Consider the following 25,986-nt stretch of genomic DNA (forward strand, 5'->3'; position numbering starts at 1 on the left):
CCCGCTCCCGCGGTCCGGCCGGCGGCTACTTCAGGAAGTCGGGAACATCCAGCTCCTCGGCCGGGCTCTCCACGTACGGCTGGCGGGCCGGCTGCACCTGCGGCGGCACCGGCGCGGCGGTGGTGGTGGGCGCCGACTCGGTCGAGCGGGCCGACTCCTCGCCGCGCGAGGTGACCGAGCCGATCGACCCGTAGCTCGGGCGGGTGGCCGGACGCTCGGGGGCGCTCGCCGGGGCGGCGGTCGAGGCGGACTTCACCACCGGCTCGCGGACGATCGCCGGCGGCTGGCCGCCGTCGAAGCCGGCCGCGATCACGGTGACCCGGACCTCGTCGCCGAGGGCGTCGTCGATGACCGCGCCGAAGATGATGTTCGCCTCGGGGTGCGCCGCCTCGCTGACCAGCTGGGCCGCCTCGTTGATCTCGAACAGGCCGAGGTCGGAGCCGCCGGAGATGGAGAGCAGCACGCCGCGGGCCCCGTCGATGGAGGCCTCCAGCAGCGGCGAGGAGATCGCCATCACGGCGGCCGCCTTGGCGCGGTCCTCCCCGCGGGCCGAGCCGATCCCCATCAGCGCGGAGCCGGCGTCGGACATGACCGACTTGACGTCGGCGAAGTCGAGGTTGATCAGACCGGGGGTGGTGATCAGGTCGGTGATGCCCTGGACACCGGAGAGCAGCACCTGGTCGGCCGACCGGAACGCGTCCAGCACGCTGACCTGGCGGTCCGAGATGGACAGCAGCCGGTCGTTGGGGATCACGATCAGGGTGTCGACCTGCTCGCGCAGCGAGGCGATGCCGTCCTCGGCCTGGTTGGCGCGGCGGCGGCCCTCGAAGGTGAAGGGGCGGGTGACCACACCGATGGTCAGGGCGCCCAGCGAGCGGGCGATGTTGGCCACCACGGGCGCGCCGCCGGTGCCGGTGCCGCCGCCCTCGCCGGCGGTGACGAAGACCATGTCGGCCCCCTTGAGGACCTCCTCGATCTCCTCGCGGTGGTCCTCGGCGGCCTTGCGGCCGACATCGGGGTTGGCGCCGGCGCCGAGGCCCCGGGTGAGTTCACGGCCCACATCGAGCTTCACGTCGGCGTCACTCATGAGGAGGGCCTGCGCATCGGTGTTGATCGCGATGAACTCGACGCCCTTGAGCCCGACCTCGATCATCCGGTTGATGGCGTTGACGCCACCGCCACCGATTCCGACAACCTTGATGACCGCGAGGTAGTTCTGGGGTGCTGCCACGTCGAAGGCCTCTCGCCTCGAATTTCCGGGTCGGCTCCCCGCGTGGGTGAAGTCCGACGGATGTCGATGGGTGGGGAGCGCGCTTTCGAACAGATTGTCCGAAATGCCGACCGCCGACCCGAACCCTGAACTTGAGGTTTAGGGTTACTGCTGCTCCTGTGTCACATCACTGTCCGACACAGCCTGGTGAACAGGACAGTAGGTTGCGGGACGGTACGTGTTCAACGAACACGCCGAGCTTCCCTTTTTTCTTTTGAGCCTATGTGATCATCGACCCCTCGGTGAAACCGGGGTGACCACCAAGAGTCGGACCGGAGCCTGAGCCCCGTCAATACCGCCCTCAGGCACAGAACTTACCGGATCATCCCGACACAGCTGGTGCGTCCGGCGCACTCACGTCATAATTCGCGGCCTTCCGGCCGAGCAGTGCGGTCAGCACCGCCGCCTTGCGCGGTGTCCGGTCCTGACTCCCCCAACGCACCGTCACCCCGTCGCGCAGCTGGAGCCGGATGTCGTCCCAGGAGTGCACCTGGAGGGCGCCGGCCCGCTTGGCCACGTCGGCCGGCAGGCCCGCCGCCACCACCACGGCGGCCCGCACCAGCGCCGGGCGGTCGATCACGCCGAGCGCCTCGTTCGCCTGCTGACTGAGTTGGAGCTCCACCACCGGTACCCCGTCCGGCGGTTGTGCTTCGTCCGCGAACTCCTTGCCGCCCGCGTCGACCTGGACGAACCGGCCCTGCTCGGTGTGGATGGCGGCCACCGCGCGGCGCTCGGTCACCTTCACCCGCAAGGTGTGCGGCCAGCCGCGCCAGACCTCCACCCCGGCCACCCGCGGCACCGCGGCGACCCGGCGCTCCACGGCCGCCAGGTCGACCCGGGCCAGTGGCCGGTCCTGCTCGGCGCCGACCGCCCGGCGCACCTCGTCCTCGCTCAGGTGGCCGCTGTCCAGGCCCTGGACGGCGACCGTGCGCACGTCCAGGGCCGAGGACAGGAAGACCAGCCAGCCGAGGGTGCCGGCCACCAGTGCGGCCAGCACGCCCACGACCACGACGCCCCGCCGGGAGAGCCGGAGCCGCGGAGCGCGCTCCTGCCCGTCCTCCTCCAGCAGGTCGTCGAGGACCGGGACGTCAGCCACGTCGGCGGCCACCCCGGGCGGCGTCGATGGCCTCGTAGACCATGCCGACCAGCAGGTCGTCCGCGTCCCGGCGGCCGAACTCGGCCGCCGCGCGGCTCATGTCCCACAGCCGGCGCGGGTCGGTGAGCACCGGCAGCACGTTCTGCAGCACCCAGTCCGGAGTCAGCTCGGCGTCGTCGACCAGCAGGCCGCCGCCGGCCTTGACCATCGGCTGGGCGTTCAGCCGCTGCTCGCCGTTGCCGATCGGCAGCGGCACGAACGCGGCCGGCAGACCGACCGCGGCCAGCTCGGCGACGGTCATCGCGCCGGCCCGGCAGAGCATCAGGTCCGCGGCGGCGTACGCCAGGTCCATCCGGTCGACGTACGGCAGTGCCCGGTACGGCGGCATGCCGGGGATGTCGTCGATCCGCGGCAGCTCGTTCTTGGGGCCGACCGCGTGCAGGATCTGCACCCCGTACTGCTGGAGCCGCGGGGCGATCGCCTGGACGGTCTCGTTCAGCCGGCGGGCGCCCTGCGAGCCGCCGGAGACCAGCAGGGTGGGCAGCCGCTGGTCGAGCCCGAAGTGCGCCCGGGCCTCCGGGCGCACCGCGTTGCGGTCCAGGGTGGCGATGGTGCGGCGCAGCGGGATGCCGATGTACCGGGAGTCGCGCAGCTTGGAGTCGGGGGTGGAGACCGCGACGAAGTCGCTGTACCGGGCGCCGATCTTGTTCGCCAGGCCCGGCCGGGCGTTGGCCTCGTGCACGACGATCGGCACCCCGGCGCGCTTGGCGGCCAGGTAGGCCGGCATCGCGACGTAGCCGCCGAAGCCGACCACGGCGTCCGCCTTGACCCGCTCGATGATGTCCTGGGCCGCCCGTACGGTGCCGCGCAGCCGGCCCGGCACGGTGATCAGCTCGGGGGTGGGCTTGCGGGGCAGCGGGACGGCCGGGATCAGCTCCAGGTGGTAGCCCCGTTCGGGCACCAGCCGGGTCTCCAGGCCGCGCTCGGTGCCGAGCGCGGTGATCCCGATCGACGGGTCGTGCCTGCGGAGGGCGTCCGCGAGGGCCATGGCCGGCTCGATGTGGCCGGCGGTCCCGCCGCCGGCGAGTACGACATGCACCGAAATTCACCGCTCCCTGCGCGGCGGCCGGATGGCCTTGCGCGCTGTGGTCCGTCGTCGTGGCAGCACCCGGGCCAGGACGGGCCTGAGCCGGGAGTTCGAGCTCCGGGCGGCCAGGGCCGCCTTCGCCCCCGGGGAGCTGCGCGCGAAGCAGAGCAGCACGCCGATGGCGCACATGGCCGACAGCATGGCGGAGCCGCCGTACGAGAACAGCGGGAGCGGGACGCCTGCGATGGGCAGGAGCCCCAGGGCCGACCCCAGGTTGACCACGGCCTGCGCCATGATCCACGTGGTGGCCGCTCCCGCGGCGTAGCGGACGAACGGGTCCTTGGTGCCGAGAGCCACACGGATACCCGCATACCCTAGTGCCGCGAAGAGACCGAGCACCGACAGCGTCCCCACCAGCCCCAGTTCCTCGCCGGTCGCGGCGAAGATGAAGTCGGTGTGGGCCTCCGGCAGCTGGCCCCATTTCTCCACGCCGGCGCCGAGTCCGGAGCCGAACGGGCCGCCGGCGGCGAAGGCGTACAGGCCGTGCAGGGCCTGGAAGCAGTTGAGGTTGGGGTCGGGCCGGGTGACGCCGACGCAGCCGAGCCGGTCGAGCCGGTGCGGGACGGTGATGATCAGCGCGGTGCAGGCGACCACGGCGATGCCGAGGGTGGCGGCGAACAGCCGCATCGGGGCGCCGACCATCCACAGCAGGCCGAACAGCATCCCGACCAGGACCATGGTGGTGCCCATGTCGCCGCCGATCATGATCAGCAGCATCAGCAGCACGGTGCCCGGCACCAGCGGCACCAGCAGGTGCTTCCACTGGTCGAGCATGTGGGTGCGCTGCTTGCGGGCGAGCAGGTCGGCGCCCCACAGCACCAGCGCCAGCTTGGCGAACTCGGACGGCTGGATCTGGAAGAAGCCCAGGCTGATCCAGTTCCGGTTGCCGTTGACCTGGGTGCCGATGCCGGGGACGGCGACCAGCGCCAGACCGGCCAGCACGCCGAACAGCACCGGGTAGGCGAGCGCCCGCAGCCCCTTCACCGGAGCCCGGGCCAGCAGCGTCGCCAGCACCGCGCCGAGCAGCAGGGCGACCAGCTGCTTGCGGAAGAAGAAGGTCATCGGCAGGTGGTTGTCGGTCACCACGCTCTGCGAGGCGGAGAAGACCATCACCAGGCCCAGCACGACCAGCAGCAGGGTCGAGCCGAGGATCAGGTAGTACGGCGTCAGCGGCCGGTCCAGGGTGTACCGGAAGCGGGCCCGGAAGGCGCGGGCGCGGGCGATCGGGCCGGCCGACTTGAAGGTGGTGGTGGTCGCCGAGATGAGTTTGAGCGGGGAGGACCGCTCGGGCGGGGCGGTGGTCCCCGCCTTGCCGTCACCCGCCACGCTCCCCGCTCCCCTCGTCCGCCTCGTCACCCCCGGGGGCGACCGCTAGCGCCCCAGTTCCCGTACCGCCGCCGCGAAGAGGTCGCCGCGCTCGCCGTAGTCGGTGAACATGTCCATCGAGGCGCAGGCCGGCGCCAGCAGTACGGTGTCGCCCGGCCGGGCGAGGCCGGCGGCCGTGCGGACCACCTCGGCCATCGCCACCGCGCCAGTCTGGCCCTCGGCGGCCTCGATCACCGGGACATCCGGCGCGTGTCGCGCCAGCGCCTGGCGGATCAGCTCGCGGTCCTCGCCGATCAGTACGGCGGCCCGCAGCCGGTCGGCGGCGGCGGCCACCAGGTCGTCGAAGGTCGCGCCCTTGGCGAGGCCGCCGGCGATCCACACCACCGGCTCGTACGAGGCCAGCGAGGCCGCCGCGGCGTGCGTGTTGGTGGCCTTGGAGTCGTCGATCCAGGTGACCCCGTCGACCCGGGCGACCTCGGCGATCCGGTGCTTGTCCGGGTGGAAGGCGCGCAGGCCGTCCCGGACCGCCTTGGTGTCCACCCCGTAGGCGCGGGCCAGCGCGGCGGCGGCCAGGGCGTTGGTGATGTTGTGCGGGGCGGGCGGGCGGACGTCCTCGACGGCGCCGATCTCGGCGGCGTTCTTCTGCCGGTCCGCCACGAAGGCCCGGTCGACCAGGAGGCCGTCGACCACGCCGAACTGGGACGGGCCGGGGGCGCCGAGGCCGAAGCCGATCGCCCGGCAGCCCTCCTCGACGTCGGCGGCCCGGACCAGCTCCTCGGTGACCGGGTCGGCGAGGTTGTAGACGCAGGCGACCTGGTTGCCCTGGTAGATCCGGCCCTTGTCGGCGGCGTACGCCTCCATGGTGCCGTGCCAGTCCAGGTGGTCGGGCGCCAGGTTGAGCACCACCGCGGAGTGCGGGCGCAGGCTGGGCGCCCAGTGCAGCTGGTAGCTGGAGAGCTCGACCGCGAGCACCTCGTACGGCTCCTCGGCGAGCACGGCGTCCAGCACCGAGACGCCGACGTTGCCGACGGCGGCGGTGCGCCGGCCGGCCGCGCCGAGGATCGCGGCGAGCATCTGCACGGTGGTGGTCTTGCCGTTGGTGCCGGTGACGGCCAGCCAGGGCGCGTACTCGCCGGTGTCCGGGAGCGGGCGGCGCAGGCGCCAGGCCAGCTCGACGTCGCCCCAGACCGGCACGTCGGCGAGCGCGGCCTCGGTGAACAGCGGGCTGGTGGGCGCCCAGCCGGGCGAGGTGACGATCAGCCGGGTGCCGGTCGGCAGGGTCTCGCCGTCGCCGAGGCGCACGGTGACGCCCTGGGCCTCGAGTTCGGCGGCCTTGGCCTGCTGGGCCGGACCCTCGCTGCCGTCCACCACGGTGACCCGCGCGCCGAGGCCGTGCAGCACCCGGGCGGCGCTGATCCCGGAGAGACCGAGGCCGGCCACCACCACCGGCAGGCCCGGCCACTCGGGGTTGGGGGTCATCCGGCTACCCATCCTGTGTAGAAGAGTCCGAGGCCGACCGCGACGCACAGGCCCTGGATGATCCAGAACCGGACCACGATCAGCACCTCGCTCCAGCCCTTGAGTTCGAAGTGGTGCTGGAGCGGTGCCATCTTGAAGACGCGCTTGCCGGTCATCCGGAACGAGCCGACCTGGATGATCACCGAGAGGGTGATGACCACGAACAGGCCGCCCAGCAGGGCGAGCAGCAGCTCGGTGCGGGAGCAGATCGCCAGGCCGGCCAGCGCGCCACCGAGGGCGAGCGAGCCGGTGTCGCCCATGAAGATCTTGGCGGGCGAGGTGTTCCACCACAGGAAGCCGAAGCAGGAGCCCATCAGGGCGGCGGCCACGACGGCCAGGTCGAGCGGGTCGCGGACGTCGTAGCAGCCGGCGGTCGCGGTGATCGCGTACGCACAGCTCTGGCTGTACTCCCAGACGCCGATGAAGGTGTAGGCGCCGAAGACCATCACCGAGGCGCCGGTGGCCAGGCCGTCCAGACCGTCCGTCAGGTTCACGCCGTTCGACATCGCGGCGATCATGAAGTAGGCGAAGATCACGAACAGCACCGGGCCGACCGACCAGCCGAAGTCCCGGACGAAGGACAGGTGCTGGGAGGCCGGGGTGAGGTCGCGGCCGTCCTTGAACTGGAGCGCGAGGATCGCGAAGGCGAGACCCACCAGGGACTGGCCGGCCAGCTTCGCCTTGGCCCGCAGGCCCAGCGAGCGGCGCTTGACCACCTTGATGTAGTCGTCCAGGAAGCCGACCAGGCCCAGACCCGCCGTCAGGAACAGCACCAGCAGGCCGGAGGCGGTGGGCGACTCGCCCGTTATCGCCTTGGTCGCCGCGTAGGCGATCAGTGTCGCCAGGATGAAGGCGATGCCACCCATGGTCGGGGTGCCGCGCTTGCTGTGGTGGGCCTTGGGGCCGTCGTCGCGGATGTACTGGCCGTAGCCGTGCTTGGCCAGCAACTTGATCAGGGCCGGGGTCCCGAGCAGGGACAGCACCAGGCCGATCATGCCCGAGAAGAGGATCTGCTTCACTGTGCGGCTCCGTCCGAGAGCAGCGCCTCAGCGACCTTCTCCAGACCCACCGAACGGGAGGCCTTCACCAGCACCACGTCCCCCGGCCGCACCTGACTGCGCAGCAGCTCGACCGCCGCGTCCGCGTCGGACACCAGCACCGACTCCTCACCCCACGAACCTTCGTTCCTAGCGCCCAGTTCCATGCAGGCCGCCTCGCGTCCGCCGACCGCCACCAGCTTGGTGACGTCGAGCCGGACCGCGAGCCGCCCGATGGCGTCGTGCTCGTCGAGGCTCTCCTCGCCGAGCTCCCGCATCTCTCCGAGCACCGCCCAGGTGCGGCGGCGCTCCGGACCGCGGCCCGCCATCGTCGCGAGCGCCCGCAGCGCGGCCCGCATCGAGTCGGGGTTCGCGTTGTAGGCGTCGTTGACGACGGTGACACCATCGGCCCGGTCGACGACCTCCATGCGCCAGCGGGACAGCGCGCCCGCCTCGCCGAGGGCTTCGGCGGTGTCGTCGACGGACATCCCGAGCTCCACCGCCACCGCTGCGGCGGCGAGGGCGTTCGAGACGTGGTGCTCACCGTACAGGCGCAGCTTCACGGGTGCGGAACCGGCTGGGGTGACAAGCGTGAACGATGGCCGTCCGGTGTCGTCCAGGCGAACGTGCTCCGCCCTGACCGCGGCCTCGCGGCTCTCGCCGAAGAACACCACCCGGGCCTTGGTCCGCTCGGCCATCGCCCGCACCAGCGGGTCGTCCGCGTTGAGGATCGCGATGCCGTCGCTGGTCAGTGCCTCGACCAGCTCGCCCTTGGCCTCGGCGATGGCCTGCTTGGAGCCGAACTCCCCGACGTGCGCGGTGCCGACGTTGAGCACCACGCCGACGGTGGGCGGCACGATGCCGGTCAGGTAGTCGATGTGGCCCTTGCCGCGGGCGCCCATCTCCAGCACCAGGTGCCGGGTGGTGTCGGTGATCCGCAGCGCCGTCAGCGGCATGCCGATCTCGTTGTTGAAGGAGCCGGGCGGGAAGACGGTCTCGCCGCGGCGGCCGAGCAGCTGGCCGATCAGGTCCTTGGTGGAGGTCTTGCCGGCCGAGCCGGTGAGCGCCACCACGGCGGTCTCCCGGGCCCGTTCGACCACCGCGCGGGCGAGCCGGCCGAGCGCGGTCACCACGTCGTCCACCAGGATCGCGGGCACGCCGACCGGACGGGAGGCCAGCACGGCCACCGCCCCGGCGGCGACGGCGCGCTCGGCGTAGTCGTGGCCGTCCACGTGCTCGCCGACCACGGCGGCGAACAGGCCGCCCGGCTCGACGAGTCGGGAGTCCACCACCACGGCGCCGGTGACCCGCGCCTGCGGGTCGGCGGCGTCCAGGGTGCCGCCGACCGCCGTGGCGGCCTCGGCCAGGGTGAGAGCGATCACCGGTCCTCCTCCTGAAGCTGGGCGATGGCCTCGCGCAGCACCTCGCGGTCGTCGAACGGCCGCACCTCACCTCGGACGTACTGCCCCAGCTCGTGCCCCTTGCCGGCCACCAGCACCGCGTCACCGGCGTGCGCCCGGGCCACCGCCAGGGCGATCGCCTCGGCCCGGTCCGGCACCGCCAGCACCTCGCCGCGCTCGGCCTCGGGCACCTCGGCGGCGCCGGTCAGCATGGTCGCCAGGATCGCCAGCGGGTCCTCGGAACGCGGGTTGTCGCTGGTCAGCACGGCGGTGTCGGCGAGCCGGGCGGCGATCGCGCCCATCGGCCCGCGCTTGTACGGGTCACGGTCGCCGCCGCAGCCCACCACCACGTGCAGCCGGCCCTTGGTCACCTCGCGCAGCGACCTGAGCACCGCCTCCAGGGCGTCCGGCTTGTGCGCGTAGTCGACCACGGCCACGTACGGCTGGCCCGCGTCCACCCGCTCCAGCCGGCCGGGCACGCCCGGGACGGCGGCCACACCGGCGACCGCGGCGGCCAGCGGCACCCCGGCGGTGGCCAGCGCGGCGATCGCGCCGAGCGCGTTGGCCACGTTGAACGGGCCGGGCAGCGGCACCGAGGCGTCGGCCCGGACGCCGTCGGGCCCGGCCACCTGGAAGGTCGAGCCGGCCGGGCCGAGCTGGACCTCCAGCGCGCGCCAGTCCGCGTCCGGGTCGCCCTGCGCGGAGAAGGTGGTCATCGGGATCGGCGCCTCGCCGGCCAGCCGGCGACCGTACGGGTCGTCCAGGTTGGCCAGGCCGCGGCGGGCCTTGTCCGGCTGGAAGAGCCGCGCCTTGGCGCGGAAGTAGTCCTCCATGTCCGGGTGGAAGTCCAGGTGCTCGGGCGTGAGGTTGTTGAACAGCGCCACGTCGTAGACCACGCCGTCGACCCGGCCGAAGACCAGCGCGTGGCTGGAGACCTCCATCACCACCGCGTCCGCGCCCCGCTCGCGCATCACCGCGAGGACGCCGTGCAGGTCGGTGGACTCCGGGGTGGTTCGCTCGCTCTTGATCCGCTCGTCGCCGACCCGCATCTCCACCGTGCCGATCACCCCGGGCAGCCGTCCGGCGCCGCGCAGGCCGCCCTCGACCAGGTACGAGGTGGTGGTCTTGCCGTTGGTGCCGGTCAGCCCGATCATCAGCAGCCGCTCGCTCGGGCGGCCGTAGACCGCCGCCGCCAGCTCGCCCATGGCCGCCCGGGGGCTCTCCACCACCAGCAGCGGCGCACCGCAGTCCGCGGCCAGCTCGGCGCCGGCCGCGTCGGTCAGCACCGCTGCCGCGCCGGCCGCGACCGCGGCGGCGGCGAAGGCCGCGCCGTGATGGTTGGCGCCGGGGAAGGCCACGTACACGTCGCCGGGCCGCACCGCCCGGGAGTCATGGGTGATACCGGTGACCTGCGGCCCGTCCAGGGGGTCGAGGCCCAGCAGGCGGGCCACCTCGGCGAGCGGCATCGCCGCCTCCTCGGTGGGACGGGGCGGGCTCGCGGAGATTTGATCGGGTTTCGGCACGGCGGGCAGGCTATCGGCCGAAGTGCCCCCAGGGCCAAAACGGGGGGAAGCTTTCTGCGTGCCGGGCCCCCCGACCCCGGTCGTTCCGGTACCTACGGGGCGCGGTGCGCCGGTGCTGCGATCGGGGGCGTCGCTCATCAGGGCTTCCAGTCGACGGGCAGGTTGGGCGCGTCGCTGCCGCTCGGCGGTACCTGCAGGGACTTCAGGGTGAACTCCATCACCTGCTTGAACACCGGCCCGCACAGCTGGCCGCCGAAGTGGCCGTTGACCGGGTCCTGGATGACGCAGGAGACCGTCACCCGGGGTTGGTCGGCCGGCGCGAAGCCGATGAAGGATGCGGTGTAGCCGGAGTACTTGCCGGTCTTCGGGTCCACCCGGTTGGCGGTGCCGGTCTTGCCGGCCACCCGGTAGCCCGGGATGGCGGCCTTGGTGCCGGTGCCCTGCTCGTCGGTGACCACCGATTCCAGCATCTCGGTCAGCGTCTTCGCGGTCTGCTCGCCCACCACCCGCGAGGTGGGCGCGGCCGGGGCCGGGGTGTACCGGCCGTCCGGCCCGGTGGTGCCCATCAGCAGGCTCGGCTGCACCCGCACCCCGCCGTTGGCGATGGTGGAGAACACCGAGGTGGCCTGGAGCGCGTTGACCGACAGGCCCTGGCCGAACGGGATGGTGAACTGCTGCGAGCCCTTCCAGTCCTCCGGCTCGGCCAGGATGCCGCGGGTCTCGCCGGGGAAGCCGAGCCCGGTGGGGCGGCCGATGCCGAACTTGTCCAGGTAGCCGGCCAGCACCCGGTTGGACTCGGCCTGGTCGGCGCCCAGCGTCTCGGCCGCCTCGATGGTGCCGATGTTGGAGGACTTGGCCAGCACCCCGGCCAGGGTCAGGTACCAGGTCTCGTGGTCCACGTCGTCGTGGAACACCCGGTCGGAGCGCTGCAGCGTGTTGGGCACGGTGACCCGGGTGTCCCAGGTCGCCTTGCCGGTGTCCAGCACCGCCGCCATGGTCATCAGCTTCGCGGTGGAGCCGGGCTCGTAGGCGTCCTGGAGGGCGGCGTTGCCGAGCTGGTCGGACTTGGCCGCCGACAGGTCGTTCGGGTTGAAGCCGGGTGAGGTGGCCATCGCCAGCACCTGGCCGTTCCGCACGTCCTGGACCACCACGTAGCCCTTCTCCGCACCGGCGTTGGCCACCTGGTCGGTGATCGCCCGCTGGGCCGCCCACTGGATGTCGGGGTGCAGGGTGAGCTTGAGGTCGGCGCCGGGCACCGGGTCCTGGCGGCTGCCGCCGGCGGTGGCGACCATCCGGCCGCCGGCCGAGGCGTAGGTGGTGCGGCCGCTCTGCCCGGCCAGCTGCTGCTGGTACTGCAGCTCCAGCCCGCCGGTGCCGACGCCCTCGGCGTTGACGAAGCCGACCAGGTTGGCGGCCAACCCGTCGGCCGGGTAGACCCGGCGGCTGCTCTCGGTGCTGGCGATCGAGGTCAGCGGGTTGACGCAGGCCGCGTCGAGGGACGGCCGGCCGCCCTGCTCGGCGGGCTTGCCGAGCAGCTGGCGCTGGCCGCGGCAGGCCGCGGTGTCGGTCTGCTTGGCCAGGGTGCTCCTGAGCTCGGTGATCCGGTTCTTGACGTCCGGGGTCTGCCGGAAGGCCAGCGGCGCGTACTGGCTCTTGGGGTTCTTGGGGTTGAGGTGCAGCGCGGCGGCCAGCTTCTCCTTCGGCTGCCCGAGGATCGGCGCGAGCAGCGCGGCGGCCTGCTCGGGCCCGTCGGCCACCTTCAGGGCGGCCGGGGTGAGCAGCGTCGGGTCGCCCACGATGTCGTAGGCGTCCACGGTGGTGGCGAGCACGGTGCCGTCGGCGGCCGTTATCGAGCCGCGCTCGGCGGGCAGCTCCATCTTCACGTACTTGTTGGCGCCGGCCGCGGCGGCCAGCGCGTCCGAGTCGAGCAGCTGGAGCTGGACCAGCCGGCCGGCGAAGATGGTGAGGACGACCGTCAGCGCGACCTTGACCAGGCGCAGCCGGCGCCGCGGGTCGGCCAGCTTGATCGGCCGCGAGTGCGGCCGGGCGGAGGGGCGGCGGGCGGCCGGGCGGCGCGGGGCGGGGCGGCGTTGCTCACCCGGGCGCGGCCGGGGCGCGCGCGGCCGCTGCTCGCCCGGGCGGGCGGGCCGGGGCGGGCGGCGCTCGCCCGCCCCTCGGGACGGCTGACGGGGCGTGCTCATCGCGGCGTACCTCCGGCCGGAACTGACGGGGCGGCGGAACCGGTGGCCGGGGGCAGCGGGGCGATCTCCACCCCGCCGTCCGCGGCGGCCGGGGGGGTCGGCTGGGCCGGCGGCTGCCCGGTGGGCGGCGCGCTCGGGCCGGGGCTCGGCTGCGGGGTGGCCGGCTGGGCGGCGGCGCCGGGCTGCTGCCACAGGCCGTTGTCGGTGCGCTTGACCGGCGGGCCGTCCTGGGCCTGGGCCGGCTTGCCGAGCACCGAGCCGTCGTCCTTGAGGAAGGCCGGGTCGCCGCCCGAGACCATGCCGAGCTCCCGGGCCCGGCGCTCCAGCGCGTCGGGGGCGGAGTACTGGTCGATCTCGTGCTGGAGGGACTGCTTGCGGTCCGTCAGCTCGGTGGTCTGGCGCTTGAGCCGGGAGAGCTCGAAGGAGTTCTCGTTCAGCGCCGTGTTGAGCGTCAGCAGTCCGAGCAGTCCGGCCGTCAGCAGCGCCACCACCAGGACGGCGAACGGGGTGCGCCCCCGGATCTGCCGCGCCCCGGGGCGCACGGTGATCCGCGCCCTGCCGCTCTGCCCCGGGAGCCGACCGCTCCCCCAGGCCCCCTGGCCGGCCACCGGCACCGCTGCCCTCCCTCTCGGTCCCTCTCGGTCTTCCGCACTCACCCGCGGGCGGGTCAGCCCCGGTTTTCCCTGATCCTCTCCGCCACCCGCAGCCGTACGGGTGCGGCGCGCCGGTTCTCCTCGATCTCCTGCTCGGTGGCCAGTTCGGCCCCCCGGGTGTGCAGCTTCAGCCAGGGCTGGTGCTCCTCCGGAATGATCGGCAGCCCGGGCGGCGCGGTGTTGGTCGCGCCGGCGGCGAAGTACTGCTTGACCAGGCGGTCCTCCAGCGACTGGTACGACATCACCACGATCCGCCCGCCGAGGGCGAGCGAGTCCAGCGCGCCCGGGATGGCCCGGTCCAGCACCTCCAGCTCGCCGTTGACCTCGATCCGCAGCGCCTGGAAGGTGCGCTTGGCCGGGTTCCCCCCGGTCCGCCGGGTGGCGGCGGGGATGGCGTTGCGTACCAACTCGACCAGACGCGCACTGGTGGTGAACGGTTCCTTCTCGCGCTCGCGCAGGATCACCGAAGCGATCTTGCCCGCGAACCGCTCCTCGCCGTAGACCTTGAGGATCCGGGCGAGCTGGCCGTGGCTGTAGGTGTTCAGCACCTCGGCGGCGCTCAGCCCCCGGGTCTGGTCCATCCGCATGTCCAGCGGGGCGTCCTGGGCGTAGGCGAAGCCGCGGTCGGCCTCGTCCAGCTGCATCGAAGAGACGCCCAGGTCGAACAGGATGCCCTGGACCTCGGGGATGCCCAGGTCGGCCAGCACCTGCGGGATCTCGTCGTAGACGGCGTGCACCAGGGTGGCCCGGTCGCCGAAGGGGGCGAGCCGCTCGGCGGAGAGTTCCAGCGCGGCCAGGTCGCGGTCCACCGCGACCAGCCGGACCTCGGGAAACTGGGTGAGCAGGGCCTCGCTGTGCCCGCCGAGGCCGAGGGTGGCGTCCACCACCACCGCTCCCGGCGCGGAGATCGCCGGCGCCAGCGCGTCCACGCAGCGCTGCAGCATCACCGGGACGTGCTTGGGTGCCGGAGCGTCGTTCGTCATTGCGCGGTGGCGCCCTTCCTCGGTGCTGCCGCCCAGGACCGGACGGCTGCTCCCATTCTGGCCCACCGGGCCGCCGCGGCGGGACGCCGCCCGTGGTCCCCGCCCGCTCACCTGGGGAAGAAGGGGCCGCCAGGCACCGGGGAAGGTGTGCCGGGAGGCCAGAGCGGGTGGAGGCCGCGGGCGGCGCACGGGCCGCAGCGACCGGCTGGGGAGACACAGTTGACGATCTGTGCGGACTGTGCTCCGGTGCGCCGCCAGACTATCGCGGGCCGGTGGCCAGTCAACGGTCCGCACCGGTGAGCCACCCGGCCGGAGGTATGGATATCCGCAGGTCGGGGCGGGCGCACCGGCAGCGCGGCGAACAGGCGCACGGCGGAACTCCGCGCCGGGACAGAACGGTGCAACCCGGCCATCACCACTGACCGGCGGCTCGAATTCCGCTATGGGTTCGGTCACAGCGGCAATTCGAGGAGTGACCGGCCCCCCACGGCCGCGGAAATCCTATTACCGTCATCCCCATGACAGTGACCCCTGACCGGCCCGCGCCGACCGCCGCTGCCACCCCCGAGTCGATCATCGACCGCTTCGTCGAGGCCAACCGGGCCTACGCCGTCGACTTCCGCGACGGCGGCATGGACGCCCGCCCCGTGCAGAAGGTCGCCGTGGTCGCCTGCATGGACGCCCGGCTCGACCTGTTCGCCGCGCTGGGCCTGGAGCTCGGCGACGCGCACATCATCCGCAACGCGGGCGGGGTGGTCACCGACGACACCATCCGCTCGCTCACCATCAGCCAGCGGGCCCTGGGCACCAGGTCGGTCGCGCTGATCCACCACACCGGCTGCGGCCTGCTCGGGCTGACCGAGGACTTCCGCCGGGAGCTGGAGCTGGAGGTCGGCCAGCGGCCGCAGTGGGCGGTGGAGTCCTTCGTGGACCTCGACGGCGACGTCCGCCAGTCGATGCAGCGGGTGCGCACCTCGCCCTTCCTGCTGCACACCGACGACGTCCGGGGCTTCGTCTTCGACGTCCACACCGGGCTGCTCCGCGAGGTGCACGGCCAGGACCTGCCCGGCAACGCCTGAGACCCTTCCCGGCCGGTCACGGGCACCCACCGTGACCGGCCGCTCGCGTCGGGCCGCCGATCGTTCCGGGGACGAACCGGGACAGCGCCCCGCGGGTCGGTGGCCCGCGGCCAGAGGGTGACTTCTGCCCGGCCGGCAGGGGAGAATGCGCCTGCGGACCCGGCCCCGAACCACCTGGGGCGGTCCGGCCACGAGCCCGCCGGAACGGTTCCGCACGGAACCACCGGGTGTCCGGGCCCGTGTCATCGGGGTGGGCGGGGCCGTGACGAGGCCCGGCATGTGAACGGCCAAATGGGAGCAACGGGTGACGACCTACAACGGGCAGAGCGCAGCGGGGACATCGCCTTCGACGGGCCCCGGCGGGCACCGCGAGAAGGCGGCCCCGGCGGAGCTGGCCGCGGTGGCCGAGCGGATCCGCGGCTCGGTGGAGAGCGTGATCGAGGGCAAGCCGGAGGCCGTCCGGATCGCCCTGACCGTCCTGCTGGCCGAGGGCCACCTGCTGCTGGAGGACGTGCCCGGGGTGGGCAAGACCATGCTGGCCAAGGCGCTGGCCAAGTCGGTCGACTGCACCGTGCGCCGGATCCAGTTCACGCCGGACCTGCTGCCCTCGGACGTGACCGGCACCAACGTCTTCGACCAGCACCAGCGCGACTTCGAGTTCCGGCCGGGCGCGATCTTCGCCCAGATCGTGGTCGGCGACGAGATCAACCGGGCCTCGCCCAAGACCCAGTCCGCGCTGCTGGAGTCGATGGAGGAGCGCCAGGTCACCATCGACGGCACCAGCTACGAGCTGCCGTCGCCGTTCATGGTGGTGGCCACCCAGAACCCGGTCGAGATGGAGGGCACCTACCCCCTCCCCGAGGCCCAGCGCGACCGCTTCATGGCCCGGATCTCGATCGGCTACCCCAGCCCGGACGCCGAGTTCGCCATGCTCGACCTGCACGGCGGCGCCAACCCGCTGGACGACCTGCTGCCGGTCGCGCACGCCCACGACATCCTCAAGCTGATCGAGCTGGTCCGCACCGTCTACGTCTCCGACCCGGTCCGCCGCTACGCGGTCGAGCTGGTGGGCGCCACCCGCACCTCCCCGGAGCTGCGCCTGGGTGCCTCCCCCCGGGCCACCCTGCACCTGGTGCGGGCCGCCCGCGCCGCCGCCGCCCTGGACGGCCGGGACTACGTGCTGCCGGACGACATCCAGGCGCTGGCCGTCCCCGTGCTGGCCCACCGGCTGCTGCCCACCGCCGAGACCCAGCTGAGCCGGCGCACCGCCGAGCAGGTGGTGCTCGACCTGGTGGCACGGCTGCCGATCCCGCGCCCGCAGGGCCGCTGACGTGCCCGGCTCGGAGAACCCGTCGGGGCTCCGGACGGGCCTGCGCGGCCTGACCACCCGCGGCCGGTCCTTCCTGGCCGCCGGCGCCACCGCGGCGCTCTGCGCGTTCCTCTTCGGGCAGGACGCGCTGCTGCGGATCGGCGTCCTGCTCGCGGCACTTCCGCTGGCCTCGGCCATGCTGCTGCTGCGCACCCGCTACCGGGTGGCCAGCGGGCGCCGGCTCAGCCCGCACCGCGCGGCCGCCGGCCAGGAGGCCCGGGTGCACCTGCGCCTGGACAACGTCTCCCGGGTGCCCACCGGCCTGCTGCTGCTGGAGGACAAGGTCCCGTACGTGCTCGGGCCGCGCCCGCGGTTCGTGCTCGACCGGGTGGAGCCGCGCGGCTTCCGGGAGGTCTCCTACCGGGTCCGCTCGGACCTGCGCGGCCGCTACCCGCTCGGCCCGCTCCAGCTGCGGCTGTCCGACCCGTTCGGGATGTGCGAGCTGACCAGGGCGTTCGCCGCCTCCGACGTGCTGACCGTGGTGCCGCAGGTGCAGAGCCTGCCGCCGGTCCGGCTGCCGGGCGAGTGGTCGGGCCAGGGCGAGAGCAGCTCGCACGCGCTGGCGCTGGCCGGCGACGACGACGTGATCCCGCGCGAGTACCGGCACGGCGACGACCTGCGCCGGGTGCACTGGAAGTCCACCGCCCGCTACGGCGAGCTGATGGTCCGCCGCGAGGAGCAGCCGCTGAAGGCCAAGGCCACCGTGCTGCTGGACACCCGCGAGATCGGCCACCGCGGCAGCGGCCCGGCCTCCTCCTTCGAGTGGGCGGTCAGCTGCGCGGCCTCGGTCGGCGTGCACCTGGCCGAGCGCGGCTACCAGATCAGGCTGCTGACCGACACCGGACACCTGACGCCCGCACCCGGCATCGGGGTGAGCACCGTCGGCGAGGCCACCGGGCTGCTGCTGGACTCCCTCGCGGTGGTCGAGCACTCCGACGGCGGCGGGTTCTCCCGGGCCGAGGAGGCGCTCCGGCTGGGCGGCGAGGGCCTGCTGGTGGCGGTCCTCGGCGAGCTGGACGAGGAGCAGGTCACCCGGCTCGCCCGGCTGCGCCGCCGCAGCGCGGGCGCGGTGGCCTTCCTGCTGGACACCGGCTCGTGGTCCGGTCTCGGGACGCTGATGGCGGACGGGTCCGCGAGCGAACTCGACGAGCAGATCAAGCGGCTGCGCCTGGCCGGCTGGACGGTGCTGCCGACCAGGGCCGGCGACTCCGTCGCCCAGCTGTGGCGGTCCGCCGACCGTACCGAGGGGCCCGGCCGGGCCGGCAGCTCCTCCCCCTACCGAGACGAGGTGGGCCGATGACCACCCGGGCCAAACTGACCGTGTTCGCGGCGCTGGCCACCACGCTGGTGACCTTCAGCCTGCTCCCGGTCCTGCACCCGAGCGGCTGGGTGGCGCACGCGATCCTGCTGATCGCGGCCGCCGGGGCGATCGGCGCCGGCCTGCGGCGGCTGCCGGTGCCCCGGATACTGGTGCTCCCGCTCCAGCTGCTGGCCATGGTCTACCTGGTGATGCTGGGCTTCGTGCAGTCCTCGATGACGGCCGGGCTGCTGCCCGGCCCGGCGGCGCTGGACGCCCTGGGCAGCGTGCTCGCCGACGGCGGCGGGAACATCCAGGAGTACGCGATCCCGGCACCGGCCACCGCGGGGCTGCGGCTCATCGTGGTCGGCTCGGTCGCGCTGGTCGCCGCCCTGGTGGACGCGGTCGCGGTGACCTACCGCCGGGCCGCCGCCGCGGGCCTGCCGCTGCTCGCGCTGTACTCGGTGGGCACCGGGCTGTCCGGCGGCACCGCGGCCGGCTGGCTGTGGTTCCTGCTGGCCGGCGCCGGCTACCTGGCGCTGCTGCACACCGAGGGCCAGGACCGGATCTCGCGCTGGGGCCGGGTGTTCCACGGCACCGGCCGCGACGGCGCCGGTTCCACGGCCCACGGCGGGCGGCAGGCCGGCGTGATCGCGCTGGCGGTGGCCCTGGTGGTGCCGCTGCTGATCGGCCCGGTCGGCCTCGGCCTGGTGGCCGGCTTCGGCGGCCACGGCTCGGGCGGGGGCGGCGGGGGCGGCGCCGGCCTCAAGGCGCTCAGCCCGGTGGTCACCCTGGCCGCCAGCCTGAAGAGCAACGACAACACGGTGCTGTTCAACTACTCCACCGACGGCCCGAACGCGGACGAGATGTACCTGCGGGTCGCCGCGCTGGACGAGTTCGACGGTGTGGAGTGGAAGTTCGGCGACCAGTCGCTGAGCCCGCTCGGCTCGCCGTTCCCGCCGCCGGACGGGCTGGCGCAGAACGCCACCCCCGCCACGGTGCACACCAACGTCCGGGTGACCGACAGCCTGAGCAGCGACTGGCTGGCGATGCCCTACCCCGCCACCGCCGTCAAGGTGCCCGGCCACTGGCGCTTCGACCCGGTGACCCGGATGGTCAGCGGCGAGAACGGCCAGAAGACCAACGGCCTGGCCTACGAGGTCACCAGCCTCGACGTACGGCCCACGGCCGAGCAGCTGCGGTCCGCCGCGGCGCCGTCCAAGGAGATCACCGACCGCTACCTGCAGCTGCCGGACAACCTGCCGCCGGAGGTGCGGACGGCCGCGCTGACGGTCACGGCCGGCCTGAACAACCCGTACGACCGGGCGCTGGCGCTGCAGAGCTGGTTCACCAGCGGCCGGTTCACCTACTCCACCAAGATCGACGCCGGCACCGGCCCGGACGCGATCAAGAAGTTCCTGGAGACCCGCGAGGGCTTCTGCGTGCACTTCGCGGCGACCATGGCGGCGATGGCGCGCTCGCTGGGCATCCCCGCCCGGGTCGCGGTCGGCTTCACCCCGGGCCAGGACATGGGCGGGAACAACCGCCAGGTCCGCAGCCTGGACTACCACGCCTGGCCCGAGCTGTTCTTCCCGGGCACCGGCTGGACCAGGTTCGAGCCCACCCCGAGCCGCGGCTCGGCGCCGGTCTACACCCGCGACAAGAACGCGCCGCAGACCACCACCCCGACCCAGCAGCCCTCCGCCGCCGCCTCCGACACCGCCGCCCCGACCACGTCCGCCGACAGCTCCTGCGACCCCAAGCTGCGCCGGATCGGCGAGTGCGGCGCCGACCGCCCCGCCGCCGCGGCGGGGGCCGGTCAGCAGGACTGGTGGGTCAGCCCGCCGGTGCTGGCCGGGGCCGCCGTGACGGCGCTGCTGCTGGCGCTGCTCGGCACCCCGATGGTGTGGCGCGCCCGGATCCGCCGCCGGCGGCTCGGGACGGGCCGCTACCGGGCGGGCGCCGACCGGGTCGAGCTGACCGACGCCCAGGTGCTCGCCGCCTGGCAGGAACTGGTCGACTCGGCCTGGGACCTCGGCATCCCGCCGGACGACGCGCGCACCCCGCGCCGCACCGTCCAGCGGCTCACCGAGACCGCCGACCTCGGCCCCGCGGCGGCCGAGGCGGCCGGACGGGTGGCCCTCGCCACCGAGCAGGTGCTGTACGCCCGCGAGCTCGGCCCGCTGGCCCCGCTCGGACCGGACGTGCGGGCCGCCCGGGAAGGCCTGCGGGCCCGCACCGGCCGGGTCGGCCGGATCCGTGCGGTGCTGCTGCCGGCCTCGATGGCACGGGTCTGGTGGCGGGCCGCCGACCGGGTCATGGCGGTGCGTCAGGCCACCAGGGAGCGGGCGGGCCGGCTGGCCGGCGCGGTCCGGTCGGCGGCCACCAAGCCGTTCCGGCGGGGCTGACCGCCGGGGGCACGCACGAGACCGCGAGGGCGGACAGTCGGTGACTGTCCGCCCTCGCGGTCTCTGCTCGTGGTCCAGCTGGAAGCCGTGGTGCCCGGCGCTCCGGCCCTGGTCTACAGGCCGTCGTGCTCGTCCCTGCGGCGCTGCCAGCGCTGCTCCATACGATCCATGACACCGGCCTTGCGGCGCGGTGCCGAGGCTGTCCTCGGGCCCGTGTGGGACCCGATCGGGCCCCGTCTCCACGCGGTGACGGCGAGGACCGCACAACCCAGCATCACCAGAAACCCGACCACGCTGACCCAGATGATCTGAGCGACCATGCCGCCCATCAGCAGCGCGATGCCCGCCACGAACCCGGCGGCGGCGAGATAGACCCTCCGACGGGTGTAGGTGCGCAGCCCGGTTCCCTCAAGCGCTGACGCGAACTTGGGATCTTCGGCGTACAGCGCTCGCTCCATCTGCTCGAGCAGTCGCTGCTCGTGCTCCGAGAGCGGCACGGAGTCCTCCTACTCGTCGGTCGCGGGGCGACCGGTCCGCCACCCCTGGCTGGCCCTGTGTGGTCCATATGCCCCAGGGGTCCGGGTGTCATGCTTTCCGGCTTTACCCAGATCATACGGTCCAGCGGGCCGCTTCGGCGTGGTCAATCCAGCGTGGCTCGGGACACTTAGGCACAGTGCCCGCACGCTGCCCAACGCCGCAGCCCGGGGACAAGTGCCCGAGTCGACGGAATCACCTGGTCGGGCCGGTGCCGACCCGCGCGCGACGGGCCGGGGACCGGCCGGCGAAGGACGGACGACGGGCGGGTGACGGGTGGCGGAACGCCCTCCTGCCGGAGCCTCAGACCAGCTCGGCCAGCAGGTGCAGCTGGGTCGCCACGGCGTGGAAGGCGGGCTGCTCGGCGGCGGCCAGCTCCAGCTTCAGCAGCGCCTCCATGGCACCGGGCTCGGTGTCCACCAGGACGCCGGGGACGAGGTCGGCGAAGACCCGGACGCCGTGCACCGAGGCGACCCGCAGCCCGGCCGCACCGGCCAGCCCGGTGAGCTCCTCGCCGGTGAAGCGGCGGGGCATCGGGTCGCCCGCACCCCAGCGGCCGTCGGCGCCCTCGAGCACCGTACGGGCCTCGGCGAAGTGGCCGGCCAGCGCGCGGGCCAGCACGGCGCCGTTGCGGTTGGCGGCGAGCAGGCTGACCAGGCCGCCCTTGCGCAGCGTCCCGGTGAGGCTGCCCAGGGCCTCCGCCGGGTCGTCCACCACCTCCAGCACGCCGTGGCAGAGCACCGCGTCCGCCGAGCCCCGCTCGACCAGGTCGGGGAGGGTCTGGGTGTCGCCCTGGACGGCCCGCACCAGGTCCGTCACGCCGGCCTCGGCGGCCCGGCGCTCCAGCGCGAACAGCGCGTCCGGGCTCGGGTCGACGACTGTCACCCGGTGGCCGAGCCGGGCCACCGGCACGGCGAAGTTGCCCGTGCCGCCGCCCGTGTCGAGGACGTCCAGCACCGGCTGGTCCAACTCGGCGGCCCGCCGCTCCAGGGCCGCCCGCACCACCTCCCAGACCACAGCGGTACGCAGGGCACTGCGGGGACGAGTCGGGTACAAGGGTGGGCTCCTCGGGCACGGTGGGTCGGCGGACGGCTCCACCTTAGACCGACCCGACCCGGACCGACCCGCCCGCTCACCCCGGGCGCCGCCCTGCGGCGCGGGCGCTCAGCCGGCCTCCTCCAGCGGCAGCGGCTGGGCCGGCGGCGCCGGTGACAGCCCGAGCAGGCGCTGCACGATCCGCAGGTACAGCGCGGTGTTGCGGATCAGGTCGTCCGCGTCCCGGGCACTGGCCGCGCCGGTGATGCCCGCCTCGGCGGCGGCCCGGCGGCGGGCCCCGGCGGCGAAGTACACCGCCCACTCGGCGAGCTCGGGGGCCACCTCGGGCAGCAGCTCCCAGGCGCTGCGGATGGCCTGCCGGCGGCGCGGGTGGCGCTCCGGCCGGCCGTGCACCGCCAGCACCGCGGCCGTGGTGCGCAGCGCGGCCAGGTGGGCGGTGGCGTAGCGCTCCAGCGGGTCCTGGAGCGCCCGGGCCTGTTCGAGGGTGCCGTGGGCGTGCTTGAGCAGGTCGAGGGCGGCCGGTGGGGCGGTGGACCTGCGGGGTACGGGGTGGACGTCGCCGCCCCGGGCGTGCGGCAGCCGGGCCGGGCCGGCACCGGCCCGTGGGTCGGTGGCCGGCGGGGCCGGCAGCGGGGCCAGGGGCAGGGTGGCGCCGGGCGTGGGGGTGGCGGGCGACTGGTCGGCGACAGGGCGGCGGGTGACGGGCTCAGGACGGCTGATGGTCATGGTCTCCCCCGGTCCGAGGCGAGCGCCCGGGCCGGTCGGCCCGTGCCCCTCCATCGTGAACGGCACCACTGACAGTCCGGCCGTCGGTGCGGCCCCGAAGCGTCCTTCCCCGGCACGGGCGGGGGCCGCTCCGAGCCGGTCGGCTCCCCTGTTGCCGACCGGCCCGGCCCCGCCCGCGGACCCCCCTGGCGCCCCGTGCCGGCCCTCCCCCGGGCCGGCCGCGCCCCGCACACTCTGCCGTTCGCGCAGGTGGGAGGCCATCCGCTCGGGTACTCAAGTGCGAAACTGAGTATCCGTACTCATTCCCGCCGCCGACCCCGGCGGCGGGAACCGTACGGACCCGCGGCGCGTCCTGACAGCGCCGGGCCCGTCATGGGGCCGGTTGCGGTCCGGGGAGCGGGCGGGGCAGGCGAAGGGGAGCACTGGGTTGAGCATCATTCCGCTGATCTTCACCAGCGGCTGGGCGAGCGGGATCAACGCCTATGCCGTGCTGCTGCTGCTGGGCCTGTTCGGCCGCTTCGGCGGCGCGGACAGCGTGCCGCCGGTGCTGGAGCGCACCGACGTGCTGGTCGCGGCCTGCCTGCTGTTCCTCTGCGAGGCGGTCGCCGACAAGATCCCGTACGTGGACACGGTCTGGGACGGGATCCACACCGCGATCCGCCCCGCCGCCGGCGCCACCGTGGCCGCGCTGATGGCCTCGCACGACCCGGGCTCGCTGGGCGAGGTCGCCGCCGGGGCGCTGGGCGGCACCACCGCGCTGGTCAGCCATCTGATCAAGGCCTCGCTGCGGATGGCGGTCAACACCTCCCCGGAGCCGGCCTCCAACATCATCGTGAGTCTGCTGGAGGACCTCTCGGTGGCCGGCGTGGTCACCCTGGCGGTCTTCCACCCCTGGGCGGCGGCGTCGGTGGCCGCGGTGCTGCTGGCGCTCGGCGTACTGCTGGTGCTGTTCGCGGTCTCCCGGATCCGCCGCTTCCTGCAGCGCCGCCGGGAGCGCCGGGCCGCCCGGACGGCCCCCGCACCCGCCTACTGATCGCGCGCGGACGGGCGGCCCGCCGCGCGCGAAGGGGCGGCCCCGGCACGCCCTAGGATCTTCTGCCATGGCACGGATCGTCATCATCGGCGCGGGAATGAGCGGGCTCGCCGCCGCCGCCAGGCTGGCCACCGTCGGGCACCGGGTGACCGTCTGCGAGGCCACCGGCGGCTACGGCGGCGTGCTCGGCCGGTACGAGCGGGACGGCTTCGCCTTCGACACCGGCCCCGGGCTGCTCAGCCTGCCGGCCGTCTACCGGGACCTCGCCCTGAAGACCGGCAAGGAGCCGCTGGAGCAGCTGGTCGAGCTGGTCCCGGTCGAACCGGAGAGCCGGCACCTGTTCCCGGACGGCACCGAGGTGGTGCTGCCCAACGCCTCCCGCGGCGGGGTCGGCCAGGCCCTGGACGCGGCCTTCGGGCCCGGCTCCGGCGCCCGCTGGGGCGAGGTGATGAACCGCGGCCGGGCTGTCTGGGAGGCCACCCGGCGCCCGCTGCTGGAGGAGCCCCTGCCGGCGGACCCGGCCCCGCTGCACGCGGACCCCTACGCCCGCCCGCCGCGCCGCGGCCTGGCCCGGCTGCGCCGCCCGGGCACCTGGACGCTGGCCGACGTGGCCCGCGAGGAGCTCGGCGACCACCCCGACCTGGCCCGGCTGCTGCACGAGTACGCGCTGCGCCACGGCCTGGACCCGCGCGAGGCGCCCGCCGGGGCCACCGTGCTGGCGTACATGGAGCAGTCGTTCGGCGTCTGGTACGTCCGGGGCGGTCTGCGGGCGCTGGCCGAGGCCGTGCGGCGGCGGTGCGAGCTGCGCCGGGTGGAGTTCCGGTTCGACACGCCCGTCACCGAGGTGCTGACCGACGACGGGCGGGCGAGCGGGATCGTGGCGGGCGGCGAGCGGCTGGACGCGGACCTGGTGATCGCGGCCGGCGGGCACGAGCAGCTGGCGTCCGCCGGGGGCGCCCGCCCCGTCCCGGGCGCCGCCGTACGGCAGCTGAAGGTGCTGCTCGCGCTGCGCGGCGGGCGGCCGGACAGGGTGGCGCACCGCACGGTGGTGCACGCCGCCGACCAGCGGCGCGAGTGGGAGCAGCTGTTCGACGCGCCCGGCGTGCCGCCCGAGCGGCCCACCGTGGAGGTGCTGCGCCCGGCGGACCCGGCGCTGGTGCCCGGCCCGGAGCACGAGGCGGTCACGCTGACGGTGGCGGTGCCCGAGGGGGTCACCGCGGAGGACCTGGCCGGCTACCCGGAGCACCTGCTGGAGCACCTGGCGGCGGCCGGCCTCGACCTGCGCGGGCGGATCCGCTGGCAGGAGGTGCGCACCGGCGCCCCGCTCGCCCCGCCGGCACTGGCCGGTGCGGGCGGCGCCTTCCTCGGCCTGCCGAACCGGACCGCGCTGCCCGGCCTGTACCTGGTCGGCGGTGCGGCCCACCCGGGCGGCGGGCTGGCCAGGACCGGGATGTCGGCGGCCGTCACGGCGGGCCTGATCGGCCCGGCCTGATCCGTACGGGTGCCCGGCCGGGGCGCGGCGCCTCAGCCCTGCTGCTGGTAGTCCCAGGGCTGCGGCTGGTAACCGGCCGCCGCCGGGTACTCCGACCCGGGCTGCTGGGGCCCGGCCTGCTGCGGGACGCCCTGGTACGGCTGTTGCTGCTGGTACTCGCTCCACGGCTGGACCGGCTGCTGCTGCCCGTACGGGTCCTGGTACTGGGGCTGGGCGTACGGGTCCTGGTACTGGGGCTGGTACTGCGGCTGTCCGTAGGCGTCGTACTGGTACCCGCCCTGCTGCTGCCACTGCTGGTCGGCGTAGCCGGTCTGCTGGTACTCGCCCTGGTAGTACGCCTGCTGCTGCTCCTGCTGGTACGCCACGGGCTGCTCGGCGTAGACCCCGTCGTCGGCTCCGAGTTCCTGGTACTGCTCGTAGGCGTGCGCGGTCTCGGGCTCCTCGGCCTCGACCGGGCCGACCTCGCCGACCGCGGCGGGGGCCTCGACGGCGGCCGCCGCGGCCGCACCGCCGGTGGCGGCGCCGAGCAGCGGGACCTTGGAGAGCGGGCCGGGCAGGGCGCCGTCGGGTCGCCGCAGCGACCAGCCGACCGGCCGGCCGCGCTTGACGGCCAGGGTGACGAAGGACTGCCCGAGCGCGAAGGTCGCGGCGCCGGCCCCTATCACCAGGACCGAGCCCGCCCGCATCCCCACGACCACGCAGCAGAACCCGGCGAGCGCGACGGCCCGCCAGACCAGCGGGGCCCGGCTCTGCAGCAGCAACTCGGCCACCAGCCAGAGCGCCACCAGCGCCAACGCGACGTACAGCAGCAGGTATCCGATGCTCATCCCCGCTACCT

21 protein-coding genes are annotated in these 25,986 nt (G+C 74.2%); 6 read left to right on the forward strand and 15 right to left on the reverse strand.

Features of this window, described 5'->3' with window-relative positions; translation table 11 throughout:
• Window positions 1–25: 25 nt before the first annotated feature.
• The 11 genes from ftsZ to rsmH form a co-directional block, all read right to left on the reverse strand.
• Window positions 26–1,231 (reverse strand): cell division protein FtsZ, encoded by a 1,206-nt coding sequence (gene ftsZ, locus ABT014_RS02945; protein WP_350636349.1) that lies wholly within the window; start codon window positions 1,229–1,231, stop codon window positions 26–28.
• A 361-nt stretch (window positions 1,232–1,592) separates the two neighbouring features.
• Complete coding sequence (locus tag ABT014_RS02950; protein ID WP_350636352.1) at window positions 1,593–2,366, reverse strand: cell division protein FtsQ/DivIB; 774 nt, start codon at window positions 2,364–2,366, stop codon at window positions 1,593–1,595.
• Window positions 2,359–3,465: an undecaprenyldiphospho-muramoylpentapeptide beta-N-acetylglucosaminyltransferase gene (gene murG, locus ABT014_RS02955; protein WP_350636355.1), complete on the reverse strand. Its 1,107-nt coding sequence runs from the start codon at window positions 3,463–3,465 to the stop codon at window positions 2,359–2,361. The genes ABT014_RS02950 and murG overlap by 8 nt, the downstream gene beginning before the upstream one ends.
• Before the next feature lie 6 nt (window positions 3,466–3,471).
• Window positions 3,472–4,839 carry a putative lipid II flippase FtsW gene (ftsW, locus tag ABT014_RS02960; protein ID WP_502894819.1) on the reverse strand — a complete coding sequence of 456 codons (1,368 nt, stop codon included), beginning with the start codon at window positions 4,837–4,839 and terminating at the stop codon, window positions 3,472–3,474.
• 45 nt (window positions 4,840–4,884) lie between these two features.
• Window positions 4,885–6,318, reverse strand: coding sequence for a UDP-N-acetylmuramoyl-L-alanine--D-glutamate ligase (murD, locus tag ABT014_RS02965; protein ID WP_350636358.1), 1,434 nt, complete (start codon window positions 6,316–6,318; stop codon window positions 4,885–4,887).
• On the reverse strand, window positions 6,315–7,376 hold the full coding sequence (mraY, locus tag ABT014_RS02970; RefSeq protein WP_350636362.1) for a phospho-N-acetylmuramoyl-pentapeptide-transferase: 1,062 nt from the start codon (window positions 7,374–7,376) through the stop codon (window positions 6,315–6,317). Before mraY ends, murD begins: the two co-directional genes overlap by 4 nt.
• Window positions 7,373–8,776, reverse strand: a complete 1,404-nt coding sequence (locus tag ABT014_RS02975) for a UDP-N-acetylmuramoyl-tripeptide--D-alanyl-D-alanine ligase (RefSeq protein ID WP_350636365.1) — start codon at window positions 8,774–8,776, stop codon at window positions 7,373–7,375. The genes mraY and ABT014_RS02975 overlap by 4 nt, the downstream gene beginning before the upstream one ends.
• Complete coding sequence (locus tag ABT014_RS02980) at window positions 8,773–10,455, reverse strand: UDP-N-acetylmuramoyl-L-alanyl-D-glutamate--2,6-diaminopimelate ligase (protein ID WP_502894820.1); 1,683 nt, start codon at window positions 10,453–10,455, stop codon at window positions 8,773–8,775. The genes ABT014_RS02975 and ABT014_RS02980 overlap by 4 nt, the downstream gene beginning before the upstream one ends.
• On the reverse strand, window positions 10,455–12,518 hold the full coding sequence (locus ABT014_RS02985) for a peptidoglycan D,D-transpeptidase FtsI family protein (protein WP_350636371.1): 2,064 nt from the start codon (window positions 12,516–12,518) through the stop codon (window positions 10,455–10,457). The genes ABT014_RS02980 and ABT014_RS02985 overlap by 1 nt, the downstream gene beginning before the upstream one ends.
• Complete coding sequence (gene ftsL / locus ABT014_RS02990) at window positions 12,515–13,132, reverse strand: cell division protein FtsL (RefSeq protein ID WP_350636374.1); 618 nt, start codon at window positions 13,130–13,132, stop codon at window positions 12,515–12,517. Before ftsL ends, ABT014_RS02985 begins: the two co-directional genes overlap by 4 nt.
• Before the next feature lie 53 nt (window positions 13,133–13,185).
• Window positions 13,186–14,154 carry a 16S rRNA (cytosine(1402)-N(4))-methyltransferase RsmH gene (gene rsmH / locus ABT014_RS02995; protein WP_350636377.1) on the reverse strand — a complete coding sequence of 323 codons (969 nt, stop codon included), beginning with the start codon at window positions 14,152–14,154 and terminating at the stop codon, window positions 13,186–13,188.
• A 518-nt stretch (window positions 14,155–14,672) separates the two neighbouring features.
• Here rsmH and ABT014_RS03000 point away from each other — a divergent pair.
• From ABT014_RS03000 to ABT014_RS03015, 4 genes are all read left to right on the forward strand, one after another.
• Entirely contained in the window at window positions 14,673–15,233 is a 561-nt protein-coding gene (locus tag ABT014_RS03000; protein ID WP_350636380.1) for a beta-class carbonic anhydrase, read from the forward strand.
• A 391-nt stretch (window positions 15,234–15,624) separates the two neighbouring features.
• On the forward strand, window positions 15,625–16,563 hold the full coding sequence (locus tag ABT014_RS03005) for an AAA family ATPase (RefSeq protein ID WP_350636901.1): 939 nt from the start codon (window positions 15,625–15,627) through the stop codon (window positions 16,561–16,563).
• Window position 16,564: 1 nt separating this feature from the next.
• Entirely contained in the window at window positions 16,565–17,902 is a 1,338-nt protein-coding gene (locus ABT014_RS03010) for a DUF58 domain-containing protein (RefSeq protein ID WP_350636383.1), read from the forward strand.
• Complete coding sequence (locus tag ABT014_RS03015; protein WP_350636386.1) at window positions 17,899–20,307, forward strand: transglutaminase TgpA family protein; 2,409 nt, start codon at window positions 17,899–17,901, stop codon at window positions 20,305–20,307. Before ABT014_RS03010 ends, ABT014_RS03015 begins: the two co-directional genes overlap by 4 nt.
• 113 nt (window positions 20,308–20,420) lie before the next feature.
• Here the strand turns inward: ABT014_RS03015 and ABT014_RS03020 are convergent, their stop codons facing one another.
• From ABT014_RS03020 to ABT014_RS03030, 3 genes are all read right to left on the reverse strand, one after another.
• Window positions 20,421–20,804 (reverse strand): SCO2097 family morphological protein, encoded by a 384-nt coding sequence (locus tag ABT014_RS03020; RefSeq protein ID WP_350636389.1) that lies wholly within the window; start codon window positions 20,802–20,804, stop codon window positions 20,421–20,423.
• Between the two features lie 340 nt (window positions 20,805–21,144).
• A complete protein-coding gene (locus ABT014_RS03025) occupies window positions 21,145–21,897 on the reverse strand; it encodes a methyltransferase domain-containing protein (RefSeq protein ID WP_350636392.1) in 753 nt (250 codons plus the stop codon).
• A 108-nt stretch (window positions 21,898–22,005) separates the two neighbouring features.
• Window positions 22,006–22,623 (reverse strand): SAV_6107 family HEPN domain-containing protein, encoded by a 618-nt coding sequence (locus ABT014_RS03030; protein WP_350636395.1) that lies wholly within the window; start codon window positions 22,621–22,623, stop codon window positions 22,006–22,008.
• Between the two features lie 427 nt (window positions 22,624–23,050).
• Here ABT014_RS03030 and ABT014_RS03035 point away from each other — a divergent pair, with 427 nt between their 5' ends.
• On the forward strand, window positions 23,051–23,656 hold the full coding sequence (locus ABT014_RS03035; protein WP_350636398.1) for a DUF4126 domain-containing protein: 606 nt from the start codon (window positions 23,051–23,053) through the stop codon (window positions 23,654–23,656).
• 67 nt (window positions 23,657–23,723) lie between these two features.
• On the forward strand, window positions 23,724–25,148 hold the full coding sequence (locus ABT014_RS03040; protein WP_350636401.1) for a phytoene desaturase family protein: 1,425 nt from the start codon (window positions 23,724–23,726) through the stop codon (window positions 25,146–25,148).
• 32 nt (window positions 25,149–25,180) lie between these two features.
• On the opposite strand, the gene ABT014_RS03045 is transcribed toward ABT014_RS03040, so the two are convergent.
• Window positions 25,181–25,975: a hypothetical protein gene (locus tag ABT014_RS03045; RefSeq protein WP_350636404.1), complete on the reverse strand. Its 795-nt coding sequence runs from the start codon at window positions 25,973–25,975 to the stop codon at window positions 25,181–25,183.
• Window positions 25,976–25,986: the final 11 nt, after the last annotated feature.

The organism is Kitasatospora sp. NPDC094015 (assembly GCF_040304075.1).
GTDB lineage: Bacteria > Actinomycetota > Actinomycetes > Streptomycetales > Streptomycetaceae > Kitasatospora.

Excerpts from the sequence above, each read along its gene's own strand:
- ABT014_RS03015 (WP_350636386.1), top strand. The coding sequence starts at position 17,899 with ATGACCACCCGGGCCAAACTGACCGTGTTCGCGGCGCTGGCCACCACG.
- ABT014_RS03000 (WP_350636380.1), top strand. The coding sequence starts at position 14,673 with ATGACAGTGACCCCTGACCGGCCCGCGCCGACCGCCGCTGCCACCCCC.
- rsmH (WP_350636377.1), bottom strand. The coding sequence starts at position 14,154 with ATGACGAACGACGCTCCGGCACCCAAGCACGTCCCGGTGATGCTGCAG.
- murD (WP_350636358.1), bottom strand. The coding sequence starts at position 6,318 with ATGACCCCCAACCCCGAGTGGCCGGGCCTGCCGGTGGTGGTGGCCGGC.
- ABT014_RS02980 (WP_502894820.1), bottom strand. The coding sequence starts at position 10,455 with ATGAGCGACGCCCCCGATCGCAGCACCGGCGCACCGCGCCCCGTAGGT.
- ABT014_RS03040 (WP_350636401.1), top strand. The coding sequence starts at position 23,724 with ATGGCACGGATCGTCATCATCGGCGCGGGAATGAGCGGGCTCGCCGCC.
- ABT014_RS02985 (WP_350636371.1), bottom strand. The coding sequence starts at position 12,518 with ATGAGCACGCCCCGTCAGCCGTCCCGAGGGGCGGGCGAGCGCCGCCCG.
- ABT014_RS03045 (WP_350636404.1), bottom strand. The coding sequence starts at position 25,975 with ATGAGCATCGGATACCTGCTGCTGTACGTCGCGTTGGCGCTGGTGGCG.
- ABT014_RS03030 (WP_350636395.1), bottom strand. The coding sequence starts at position 22,623 with ATGACCATCAGCCGTCCTGAGCCCGTCACCCGCCGCCCTGTCGCCGAC.